Genomic DNA, 11,354 nt, shown 5'->3' with positions numbered 1-11,354 from the left:
GCTGAAGGCGGGCCTCACTTCTTCATTAGTGACTACTAACAGCTACACATATTCGGGGACCGGCTACGCATCACCCCACGCTTTGACGACCTTGTCAAATGGCTACAGCACTTCAACTTTTTCCTACGACAACAACGGCAACCTCATCCAAAAAACGACCGACGGCACCACCACAACATACGTTTTGGATTATGCAAATCGTCTAATCGCGCTCGGCACGATGGCGAACGGCGTCAGCGCTACGACTACGTACGGCTACGACGCATTCGGCTCCCGCGTTCTACAAACGGGAACTTCCACCACAACTTTCTATCCTTTCAAGTGGTACAGCGTCGCGTCATCGACGGGGAGCGGCGCAAAATATGCCACCACCACCGAGTACGTGTTCAATGGTGACACACTGCTCTCCACCATTGACCAGCAGTTCGCCAGTGGCAACGCAACGGGCAGTGCGCAGACGCGCTATGTGCACCCAGATCATCTGGGGAGTACAAACGTCGTAACAAACGCGAGCGGCACTGTCGTCCAGACGTTGGACTACTACCCCTTTGGCGCGACGAGGATCAGCACGAACGTAGGCGGAGCCGACAGTGCCAGAAAATACATCGGCCAGTTCTCAGATCAGTCGAACTTGCAGTATCTCAACGCGCGATATTACAGTCCATCGCAGGGCCAGTTCATATCAGAAGATCCGATCTTCCTGTTGCTCGGATCTCCAGAAGCAGAAAAGAGAGCGAATCGATCTTTGCGGGACATTCTGAGTGACCCGCAGGGGCTAAATAGTTACTCCTACGCAAAAAATAACCCAATCACTATCAAAGACCCCTCTGGCCTCATAAGTTCAAACACCGCGACGATTTTGGGCCTCTACGCCCAAGTCCTGAATTTGCTAAGCCAGCTCATCGTTCAAATGGGCGGAGGAGGATCAGCGGGCAATCCAGCTCCCGCTTCAACTGCAATGTTGGCGCGCTCCACCACGATCAATCCGCAGCCGCTGAACATCACTTCGAGCAATCAGCGTTACTACGGGAACGTCATCAACCAAATTCAGAAATCCAGCGACTTCACAAACTATGTCGCCGACAAGGTAAACAGACAAGCTAAGAACGGTGTAATTGACGTTCCAGTAACAGACCCATCAAACAGCTTCACATTCTCTCAGGGCGACTTGAAGACCGCATTGCACAACGTCAATGCTGGTTTGTCTGGCAAACAGTCTTCAAACGGCACCTGGAATATCAAAGTAACGATCTCGGACACGTACAACTTCGAGCCAAACAACTACGGCAATAGTTACTCGAAAGCGGCGATCAGCACACTGAATAATGCTGCGGTACTTGGACAAGCTGCCGGTGTTGTCAGTCCTTATCCAGTCAGCATCGGGTTCGATTATTCATATAAGCCATAAGTGAACTATGCACAGAAAAGCAATTGTTGGGAGCGTAGCAGCTGTAACTGTGATCACTGCAACGGTTGGCGGCTACTTCCTTAATGAAAAATGGAGCCGAGATCGCGCCGCAATAATGAGCAGATGCACTGACTACAATCCGCAGTGGCTCGGGATGCTCGACTGTTATGGCGTGATCTCGATATGGGAGCGAGACAATTCTGGATATCTTGTTCAGAATAATAAACATACAGGGCCGATAGTCGCCCAGATCAAGTCTCCAAACGCGTTCGTCGTTTACGCGAACCTGATGTATCTCATCGACATCACGCCCAAAGGGATCTGCAACAATCTTGTGCCTGGAAAATACTGCGGTGACTTTCAGGTAAATGGACAACCAAAAAGCTACTACTACGACCGGCCCGAACAAGTACCGACATATCTCGTCATCGACACCAAGACCGGAGATGAGCGGTTTTATGCGAACCTGAAAGACGCACCGGTGGCTGATCGCGCCATATTCGAACGCTTGTTGACACGCTAATCGGTTATGACCCCCGACCAATTCGACAAACTGATAAGCGATGAGGTGATCCGCAAACGACTGGCAAGGTGGATGGCAAATTTGTGCTTCCGCGAGAACACAGAACTCGAACGTTTCCACGACCGCATCAGCGACGAGGAAATGAAGAAGCTCATGATCGGCGTCGTGGACAATTGCTATCTGTTCCTTTCAATCCTCTCGAACAGTAAAGCCAGCGCGTCGCTGATCGAGCTCATGGAGCTAAAAGTCCCGCTCCCGCAATGGAATGAGCCAAAGTTGCCACACAAAATGCTTCGGAGCGCGGAGCAGCTGCAAAAGATGATGGAAGGCCGGTGGCGCGGGGAGGCAGCCTAGTCACCCTAACGGCGCGTCCCGCCGTACAACCCCCTACGCCCCGCCTTTAGGGTAAGGCGGGGTAACCGGTGCACATACGAAACCATGCACAACTATGCACGAGCGATAAGGTGGGGCTCGTCGCGCGACTTGTTCGGGCTTCCGCCCGTACCGCGCAGGGCGAGCTTGCCTTCATTGTTCCTCCTCCTGTTCGAGATTGATACCATCTCGGACCTCGTCCGAGCCTCATCAATCTCTTCATGGAGGAGGACGCCGACTTCTAATCTAGTTCTGAGAGGATCAGATCGCGGTGCGCAATGTGCTCCGCCTGTAGAAGGCGAAACGTGGCCAGCAGATCGAGCGCTAACTTTGTGCAATGGCCGCCGCGTTCAAGTTCGTCGACAATCTCGATTTGTCAGGCAATATGTTTCCCACCGAGGGCAACGTGCCGCTCGGCATCCACCAGGTGGGCGCGAACCATTTTCTGGTCCATCGCACGAGCATACACCTCGGCATCTCTCGAGCGATCGAAATTGTTTTCCCTATCTACCCCTGCACACATCCCTCGTCGCGCCCCACCCCCTCATGCCGTGTCGGCACCTCCGTTCGTGGAGATGACGCTCGAATACCCAGCGAGATCAAGGATTTGGCACCTCTGCCCTCGGCACCATTCCCGACCTGACCTAGGTTCTACGAACCTAAATCCTTCCCGTCGTCCGGCAAGCCGTCCGACGATCAGGACATGAACGAACATTCGTTAGCTATCTTAGGAGGTACAAGCATTCAGTTACGTACGATCTTCCGATCTGGAAAGATCATGGCACTCAAAGAGTGTCCGCCTGGCGCAGCTTTCTGATGATCTGCCGCACGGGCAAACGACCGGCGGGCGCTGCCCAGGGCTTCCCGCGGAATTCCTTGTCTCATCGGGCCATTCTCCACTAGGATGCAACTACTAATCGAGAGAAATGCTCTGATAGCCCAGGAGTTAGAGCATGGAGGGGCAGTGGTTAAGAAAGCCGACCGGCAATACCACGGCGGTTTTCGTTCATGGCGTTCTATCAAGCGGTGACACGTGCTGGCGCCATTCGAATGGAGCGTTTTGGCCTGAGCTGTTGATTTCGGATCCCGAGCTCGCGTCGGTCGGCGTCTATGTGTTTACGTACCACACCGGCTTTTTCAGCGGCAGTTATCGCATCAGCGATGTCGTCGATGCCCTCAAAGAGTTCTTGCTACTGGACGGCGTAGGGAAGAGCGAGAGGATCGTTTTTGTTTGTCACAGCATGGGCGGCATTGTCGTTCGCAAGTACCTCGTCGAAAGGGCCGTTGAACTCGTCGAAAGAAGACAAAAGCTCGGCCTGTTTCTCATGGCCTCGCCATCACTCGGTTCGTCGTACGCTGATTGGCTCTCTCCGCTCGCAGAGTTATTCGGACATGCTCAAGGGGACGCGCTGCGGTTCGTTCAGAATAACCACTGGCTGACGGATTTGGACAAGGAGTTTATCAATCTCAAAGAAAGCAAGAAGCTCGATATCACTGGAAAGGAATTAATCGAGGATTGGTTCATTGTGTTGCCCGCTCTGTTTAGGGAGCAGATAGTCCCGCCATTCACCGGTGCGCGCTACTTTGGAAACCCATTCAAGGTGCCGAAGTCGGATCATTTCTCGATAGCGAAGCCAACGGACGACAACGCAGTCCAACATCGAATGCTCTTGGAATTCGTCCGCGAAATCGTCAGCGGCGAGAACAGTCACACTGCCAAGCTCAACTTGATCGATACGGAAGTCGAGTCGCTGCATTACGCGCCGGACCGATGCGAGCTACGCTTCTCGATTACCAACTTCACCCAAAACCCGACGAGACTCCGACAGCTCCGGCTGATCGTGAACGATCGAGAGCCGATAAAGGATTTCCGCATTCGGAAGCCTGGAGCGCCAATTATCGAATACGAGCTTCATGCCGATATCAGGACATCCAACGATGTGGACCTTCTGGCCGAGGTTCGAGCGCAGTTCATTCTGAAGGGTGGCGAAACAGATGCGTTTAGATTGACGATCACGGCCAATGAGGGATTTCGATATAAAGCAACGCTCGCCTGCGTATTGGAGTCACTAACCGAAGCGGGACAAGAATACGGCGATTCTTCGGATCTCCTCCTGACATATCCAATTCGCACGGTACGGGGATTGCGTGGTGGAAACTAGATTTGCCGCAGCGGCGATGGCCGGGCCTTGTCAAACTTGCGGACTGGAGGTCGAATTGCCGATTCCAATCCACATCACATCATGCGCCATTGACGCGCTGTGCAGATGGCCCGAGGAGCCGATACCGCAGCTATTCTGCTCTTGCGGACAGCCATTTCCTCTCAATCCGTTTCCGGTTGTGTTTTGGGGAGACGACCAGGCTTCGCTCATCTTGGACGGTCCAAGGAAAGCCGATGTCGTTCTCCGCATGGTTTTGTCATGGATTGTAGACGATGAACGATGGCGGGGGCTTACCCATAAGCACGTGGCTGTTTACGGGCACATGGACGATTTCACCTATGCTCTGCGGACCAATGCTCCAACGCTTATGGAAGACATCTACTCGCAGCTCACTCCGAGGGATGCTTTCTTTGAAACGAATGCGCTGATTGAGGTGGTTGATGGTGCGCTAAAGAGTCAAAGGCCAGAGCTGGCCTACGGTCTATTAGCGAACGTAATGCGATCCTTTCCAGCGAAGTGGAATGATCAGGAGCTTCGGGATACGATGGAGATAGCCGCACATGCGTGTGGAGATGAATTGGTTTTTGTAGACGGTCAAATGAAGCACGCAGTCGCGGATTTCAATGACTGGTCTTCTCTACAAATGGAGCAGGTCCCATTTCGAGAATTGCTCGATGTTCCGATATGGTCGATCATCGTCTGTGACGTGGAAACAAAAACGCCTCGTCGAGAAACCACAACCAACGTGATCGGAGAACCCGCGAGCCCGGACGCTGCGGCAGTGTTATGTTGCCAGGTATTGTCAGCCGTTTGCCAGCTTCGAACCGACGCGCCAATGGTGATTCGAACGGGCGAAGATAGGGCGCTGAAGACTTTGCGGATTGTCTGGCCGGAGCTAGACCAAAATGTGCGGGAAGCATTGTCGCGCCATTTCAATCTTACTACCAACAACGAGTTCATAGAGCGATATCAGCTGTAGCGCTTCCCTGGCAAAGGGTAGCGATCAAATTATTTTTGGCCAGCGCCGTTCAGTCGTGCGAGGCGTCAGGGCGATATCCCCATGTTGGCGAGCGCGCGCGAAAATTGATAGTACACTGAGTGCATGAAATTGCGCATCCCAGCACTTGCAGCCTCCAGTGTTTTCATTGTGAGCTTATTTGTACTTGGATTTGTCGTAGTCAGACCCGCTTTGGCACAGGTCGATGCGACCTCCTCCGTGCCGAACGACACATCCTCCATGACTGCTGACCAATCGCCGACAGATGCAGTGAGCTCATCAACGACCGATTTCACGGCAACTCCGACAGCTACATCAGACGGAGCGCCGGTAAACAGTGAAACGGCACCGAGCGTCCGGTCGGAGCCAGCGCCGACGGGATTGGCGCTGGTCCACATCATCGGCACCAAATATACGGACTACTTCACAGACGGGACAAACGTCTCTGCATATCCTGGCGATCCGCAGATCGACGCTCATCTTGCAGAAAAGGACGCGCCGACCCCGACACGTGAAGGTCTCACGTGGGTACACACGACCGGCGGGTTCCTATACGACACGGCGAGCGGCGATCTTGAAGTTGGTCAATACGCGGTGCAGCCGGACGGCTCTTACATACAGGACGCACCGCCTTTCGTAAGCTCGACCTCGACTCCCGCGGTGCTCGGTGAGACTATGATCGCGTCGGCCAATCCCGCAGACAATTCTTCGACATCAACAGACGCAACGAACGACACTGCTTCATCTCCCGCGATGTCGGACCAAGCGGCTACTTCGTCCAACCAATAGCGGGAGCGATTTTCTACCCTGGACACATCCCTAGACACATCCCTCGAAACACCCCCTCATGCCGTGTCGGCACCTTCGTTCGGGGGGATGAAGCGCAGAATTGCCGGCGTGGCCAATGACTTCGCCACTTTGGGGTCGGGACCATTCCCGGCGTGACTTTCTGGGTTCTAACGGACCCCAGAAATCCTTTCGTCCGGCGAAGCCGTCCGATGCGGTGCGCAGCTCGAGCTACCGCACCGGGTTTCAAGCTTTTGATCGACGGCACGCCGTTCATTCAACGCGGTTATGCGGGGCTTTGAGATAAAGAAATCGAATGACTTTTCGGCCCGAACGTCTGCGTCAAAATCCGAGACTTTAGGAACGGCCAGCACTCACTCTCGCGCCGGGAGCTGGAGCTGGCTGCGCTGTATCGGGTACCGCCTCGAGAACGAAAAACCTTCCGATTGCTTCATTCCTCCCGTCTGGCTTGCCTTCCTTCCAGCCCGTTCCGATTACAGAGAAAGTGGCGCAGCTCTTCTGCGTCGAATTCTCGGGATCGCGCACATATCTTCCTGTACCCCTGGTTGACGCTTCAAAGCCCAACGTGCTTGGGAGGAGAATGCCCTGAGTTGCGGTAACACACACTTGCTTAGTCTTCGAGTCGCAGCCTGCGACGCTGCCGCACTCTGCCACTAAGTTTACGGGAGCCGAGTATCTCTTCTCCGTCTTGAACTTCATTAGTGGGGTTGGCGGCGGAATGTATATTACAGGGTACGCCGCTTTCGATATGTTCAAAGATATTTCCACCGGCCGCGAGGCGTCGACCTTGGTGATCTTTATGTCTGGTATTGTCTCGCCGGTACCAATAGTGTGGTTGAAGCTATCCGCCTTGGCATTTTCCAGCTTGAGAGCAATTCGGCCCGGTTGTGGCGGATTCGGTGTCCATTTGAAGTTCATGAAGAACTGCTTCTCGGAGAATGCCGCAGGAGAAAGCGTGACTGTTATGATCTTCGCGCCGATGCATTCTTTGTACATTTCTGCGCCTGTTTGAGATAGCGCAGTCGCAGCGACGCGGAGCCTCGTGTCGCGTGATGTCTTGTATCCGCTGCGATCAAGGATGTATTCGGAAAGGGATTTGGCATCCTTCTTAGAAATATTGCCCTTGATGCCCGCATATTCGCCACCGACAGCCGTCTCCGAATTCTTTTGCTCGCTCGAGGATTTTTCGGAGAGTGAATAGGCCGATAGTTTGGCCAAGTCAGAAAACTCGATTTTCGTAGCTTCCTCGAATGTAAAGTCTCTGGGATTGCACACTTGGGCAACTGAGAACTCAGGTATGAAGCAGGTCCCCAGGATCAGAACATATACATACCTCATCTTGGCCTCCCTGTGAGCTGACGCATTGTGCAGCCGATCGCAACCAGACCTCTGCGTTCCGCTATCGCGCGTAAAAAGCGCGGATCAGCTGTTCACTTGAATGTTGTGCCGACCCCAACTACCCCGCCAATACTTGACGGCTGGCCGGGCGACGGGGGTGTAGAAGCATTTTGTCCGAATCCGTACGCATTGCCCCCGAGCGGCACCGATAATTGTGTGTTGCCATTGAGAGCGGTGCCCGTTGTGGAGCCTTGAGGGAGCAGATTTGTGTTCGGTATATTTGTGGTGCCTGGCTGGTACTGCGGTGCATCTGGAGCAGTTTGCGCGAGGCCAGAGCCGGGCACGAAAACGGCTAATATCGTCAAGGTCGCAACAACTTTGAGCATGACAGCCTCCATTTTAAATACAATCAATGGATGCATTAGTGTACGCGACATTCTCTTCCCGGAATAGACAGCGGCGCTGTCCTAGGGAGCGCGAACCCGCTCGCTCTGCGGTGCATTCATTCAGTATCTGGACTGCATTGATCGGACTCAACCCGGGCTCAATGTAGTGGCGCTGAATGGAAGTGATGGCGTTCCATCAATCATGAGCTTCAAGTAGATGCGATAGTTCGGCAGCCCCAATAGATCGAGCTCGTCAAATCGATCCTGAAATTCTCGGGCTAGATATGTCGCGTCCTCCGAACCAACTCGGAAGGAGATAATAGTGCCGGCATTACCGAGCACAGCATGACGGACATCAGGCTCAAGCTGGTGAAGATATTGATGGGCGACGGTGAAGCCCACGCGATACTTGCGGAGTTCCGCGAACATGTTCGCCATTGCGAGCGTTGTGAAATTCTGAAACTCGTCAACATAGATGAAAAAGTCTCGCCGCTTGTGCGCAGGCAGCTCCGCTCTGCTGAAGGCCGCGAGTCCAAGCGTCGTGACCAGCAGGCCGCCCAGAAGCGAGGAGCTGTCCTCGCCGATCCGCCCCTTGGCCAGGTTAACCAGCAATACCCTGCCCTCGTCCATAACCTGACGGACGTGGAGATCACGCTGAGGAGCAGTTAGGAGCCTGTTCAGCAGGGGATCCGAAAGAAAGGCGCCCACCTTGTTCTGAATTGGTGCCGCGCCGTCGGCCCGGTAGCCGAAGGAAAAGCGCTCAAACTCCTTCTGGAAGAACGTCCTGACGGTCTCATTCTTTAGCTGTTGCGCGGTCTCTGCACGGAACTTTCGGTCCGATAAGATGCGCAGTACGTCGTGCATCGTCGCGTGCGGCTGCTCAAGGAGCGCCATAAGCACATTTCGTAAGATGTGCTCCATACGCACGCCCCAGGCTTTCGGCCACATCTTCTTGAACACTTCAATAAAACCCGAAGCCGCTAAGGCGATTCGGTCGTCGCGCACATGACGCAGGGGATTGTACCCGTACGGCTGCGATGGGTCGCCAGCATTTAGATAGATTAAATCTGGCGCACGCCTCGCCGGCACTCGAGCCGCGATGCGTTCCACCAGATCGCCGTGCGGGTCGATGAGCGCAAGCCCGTGCCCGCATTCAATATCTTGGAGCGCCATCGTCTCGAGCAATGTCGACTTTCCGGTACCCGTTTTGCCGATGATGTAGACATGAGAAAAACGGTCTTCGTCCCTAATACCGAAGACTCGCTCGTCGCCGTGAAAGTCGGCGCGTGCGAAATGTGTGAGATGGGACGGATGCATATCTCCATCATCGGGCAATCACCAGACAATCCGAGAGGTGTGGAGGTGCCGCACTGTGTCGGCGGCCCCTCCTGAACCATTTTGTACGAGCTCTTTAGAACGGCCTCCAAGAGGAGTACCATGCCAACTTCACCTGTAAGGGAGTCAGTCCTGAAGCCCTTCAATCGTCTCGCCCTCTGGGCGGGTTCAATGGGTCTCTATAGCCTTGCAATCACGAGTCATGGTAGTGCGCAGCAGTACTATCAAATAACACCGAGGACGATGGTCTATCCGTACTATCAAGGAGCCAATGCGATTTATCGACATTATCGGCCCTATGATATCGGCTCACCAATGTTCTTCCGACGCAATCTTCCCCCTCCAAGTTGGAATTACTATTCCCGATCGACCGGTGGAATCTTCGTAAGGCCCAGAAACTGCTACGGCACATACTGCTAACAACTCTCAATTCCACCATCCGCTCTTTTTTTGGATGGAGAATTCACCGAGCAAGAACACGCTGGTGATCGTGAGAAAGAGAAGCCACGCGAACTGATCGTGGGTGAACAGTGGATCCCTACTAGCTAACCAAAAGAAGAGAAGGAGGCCCACTGCATATGCCATGTGAAATGGATATCGGCGAAGCAGCTGCCGCTGTAGCCGCGGTCGGTATAATGAATAGATCCAGACGACGAGCAGTGCACTCTGCGCACACACTAAGGCGATTGTCATAACTCCAATTATGCAGTCACGTAAAATCTTGACTAGCTGGACTTGCGAACTCATCCCACTCTGAAAATGCCGGCGTATCGCTCCTCGCACAAACTCCGACCGACACGTCAGTGAACAGGTAGGCACGCACGAGAACGTAACCAGCGCTGGCTTGGGAGCGATCGGGCATCATCGGACTTTCCGCGCACGGCCCTGTCAAAGATAGAAAGACTGGTATAGAAGACGTCAGATAGCGGAGCTCGGCGAGCGCCCAGGCGCTCGCCCTTCCAGCTTCTCGTGCCGATCTGACACGATTTCGCTCCTCCACCGATCCGGCTCTACCCGCCAATATTGCCCCAGAGTTTGATCTTTCGACGTTCCGCCCCGCGATCCGGGACCTGCCAAGCATGTCCGGGTCTCGGTAGCGAGGCGGAGGCATCGCGACGAGCGTCCATACGGTCGATTGGGCATCTACTCTAAATCCCGCCCGGTGATGGACGCTCGGCGTCCGCCTCGCGATCGAGCACCCGAATGGTTCGGGTGCCCGTAGCGAGGAGGACACGATGTCCAACATTGCTCTTTCCCAGAAAGCTCAGAAGCTGATGACCCTCTGCGACCAGAGAGGCTTCCAAAACCTCGACGATCTTCTGCTGGCGGCTCTCCTCAATAGCAGGTGTCCCGCCATCTGCATGACGGAAGGGTGCGACCACACCGCCAATATGGAGCCCGATCAAGACCAGGGCTTCTGCGAGGCGTGTGGCGGTCAGACGCTCGTTTCCGCCCTTGTGCTCGCCGATTTGATCTAGGAGGTCGGCGCATGCAAGTCCGCAACTACTACCATTGCGCAGAATGCGGGCGCGAGTGGAGCGACGTGTGGTCCGCACAATGTGACGATGATTGTCCGTACTGCGGCGCTCGTCACATGGGACCCTACAGAAGCGAGGACGCGGAGGAGCGCGATGATGAATAGTATCGCCCTTCTCAACGACACCTTTCGACGCACGTTCCGCGGTGGCAAGGTGATGATGACGATCGGTGTTGCGGAGCTACCCGACTGCGTAAAGGCCGAGGCGCTTCGCCAGGTAGCGGATTTCTCCGGATTTACGCAGGAGAACGATCCCCATGGGGAGCACGACTTCGGGAGTTTCGACCTGGTAGGTCGGAAGTTCTTCTGGAAGATCGACTACTACGACGAGGATATGCGGTACGGCTCAGAAGATCCAGGCGATCCGAAGCGAACCGTGCGTGTGCTCACGCTGATGCTTTCCAGCGAGTACTGAATAGAGCAAGAAGTGACCGCCTCCCATCTAGACGCAGCGGGTGGATGCTCCAGCAGGAGGAGCACCGTTGTGGG

11 protein-coding genes are annotated in these 11,354 nt (G+C 54.5%); 8 read left to right on the top strand and 3 right to left on the bottom strand.

The genetic code is table 11. The features are described 5' to 3' along the window. From XI03_RS11860 to XI03_RS11835, 6 genes are all read left to right on the top strand, one after another. Positions 1-1,408: RHS repeat-associated core domain-containing protein (locus tag XI03_RS11860; protein ID WP_271592246.1), on the top strand; the 1,408-nt coding region annotated here is incomplete at its 5' end. A 49-nt stretch (positions 1,409-1,457) separates the two neighbouring features. Further along, the gene (locus tag XI03_RS11855; protein WP_271592245.1) at positions 1,458-1,931 is read left to right on the top strand and encodes a hypothetical protein; all 474 of its coding nucleotides are present in this window, start codon (positions 1,458-1,460) and stop codon (positions 1,929-1,931) included. 6 nt (positions 1,932-1,937) lie between these two features. Continuing rightward, on the top strand, positions 1,938-2,285 hold the full coding sequence (locus XI03_RS11850) for a hypothetical protein (protein WP_271592244.1): 348 nt from the start codon (positions 1,938-1,940) through the stop codon (positions 2,283-2,285). A 355-nt stretch (positions 2,286-2,640) separates the two neighbouring features. Further along, positions 2,641-2,946: a hypothetical protein gene (locus tag XI03_RS11845; RefSeq protein WP_271592243.1), complete on the top strand. Its 306-nt coding sequence runs from the start codon at positions 2,641-2,643 to the stop codon at positions 2,944-2,946. Positions 2,947-3,256: 310 nt separating this feature from the next. Then, positions 3,257-4,465: a lipase family alpha/beta hydrolase gene (locus XI03_RS11840; protein ID WP_271592242.1), complete on the top strand. Its 1,209-nt coding sequence runs from the start codon at positions 3,257-3,259 to the stop codon at positions 4,463-4,465. A gap of 322 nt (positions 4,466-4,787) precedes the next feature. Continuing rightward, positions 4,788-5,444: a hypothetical protein gene (locus tag XI03_RS11835; protein WP_271592241.1), complete on the top strand. Its 657-nt coding sequence runs from the start codon at positions 4,788-4,790 to the stop codon at positions 5,442-5,444. Between the two features lie 65 nt (positions 5,445-5,509). Here the strand turns inward: XI03_RS11835 and XI03_RS11830 are convergent, their stop codons facing one another. The 3 genes from XI03_RS11830 to XI03_RS11820 all read right to left on the bottom strand — a co-directional run bounded on the left by XI03_RS11830 (position 5,510) and on the right by XI03_RS11820 (position 9,328). After that, a complete protein-coding gene (locus XI03_RS11830) occupies positions 5,510-5,758 on the bottom strand; it encodes a hypothetical protein (RefSeq protein ID WP_271592240.1) in 249 nt (82 codons plus the stop codon). 847 nt (positions 5,759-6,605) lie between these two features. Then, positions 6,606-7,607, bottom strand: coding sequence for a hypothetical protein (locus XI03_RS11825; RefSeq protein WP_271592239.1), 1,002 nt, complete (start codon positions 7,605-7,607; stop codon positions 6,606-6,608). Positions 7,608-8,140: 533 nt separating this feature from the next. Then, complete coding sequence (locus tag XI03_RS11820) at positions 8,141-9,328, bottom strand: type IV secretory system conjugative DNA transfer family protein (protein WP_271592238.1); 1,188 nt, start codon at positions 9,326-9,328, stop codon at positions 8,141-8,143. A 1,235-nt stretch (positions 9,329-10,563) separates the two neighbouring features. On the opposite strand from XI03_RS11820, the gene XI03_RS11815 reads away from it, so the two are divergent. Next, positions 10,564-10,806, top strand: coding sequence for a hypothetical protein (locus XI03_RS11815; RefSeq protein ID WP_271592237.1), 243 nt, complete (start codon positions 10,564-10,566; stop codon positions 10,804-10,806). A gap of 153 nt (positions 10,807-10,959) precedes the next feature. After that, positions 10,960-11,280: a DUF3768 domain-containing protein gene (locus XI03_RS11810; protein WP_333935696.1), complete on the top strand. Its 321-nt coding sequence runs from the start codon at positions 10,960-10,962 to the stop codon at positions 11,278-11,280. The last annotated feature ends 74 nt before the right edge of the window (positions 11,281-11,354 follow it).

The sequence above is a fragment of the Bradyrhizobium sp. CCBAU 65884 genome (assembly GCF_028128835.1).
GTDB classification, from domain to species: domain Bacteria; phylum Pseudomonadota; class Alphaproteobacteria; order Rhizobiales; family Xanthobacteraceae; genus Bradyrhizobium; species Bradyrhizobium ottawaense.
Note: the sequence above shows the minus strand (reverse complement) of the source record. Positions and strands in the feature narration are given on the sequence as shown.

Bases quoted from the DNA above. Each gene is read 5' to 3' on its own strand.
- XI03_RS11815 (WP_271592237.1), top strand. From the start codon at position 10,564: ATGTCCAACATTGCTCTTTCCCAGAAAGCTCAGAAGCTGATGACCCTC.
- XI03_RS11835 (WP_271592241.1), top strand. From the start codon at position 4,788: ATGGACGATTTCACCTATGCTCTGCGGACCAATGCTCCAACGCTTATG.
- XI03_RS11850 (WP_271592244.1), top strand. From the start codon at position 1,938: ATGACCCCCGACCAATTCGACAAACTGATAAGCGATGAGGTGATCCGC.
- XI03_RS11845 (WP_271592243.1), top strand. From the start codon at position 2,641: ATGGCCGCCGCGTTCAAGTTCGTCGACAATCTCGATTTGTCAGGCAAT.
- XI03_RS11840 (WP_271592242.1), top strand. From the start codon at position 3,257: ATGGAGGGGCAGTGGTTAAGAAAGCCGACCGGCAATACCACGGCGGTT.
- XI03_RS11810 (WP_333935696.1), top strand. From the start codon at position 10,960: ATGATGAATAGTATCGCCCTTCTCAACGACACCTTTCGACGCACGTTC.
- XI03_RS11825 (WP_271592239.1), bottom strand. From the start codon at position 7,607: ATGAGGTATGTATATGTTCTGATCCTGGGGACCTGCTTCATACCTGAG.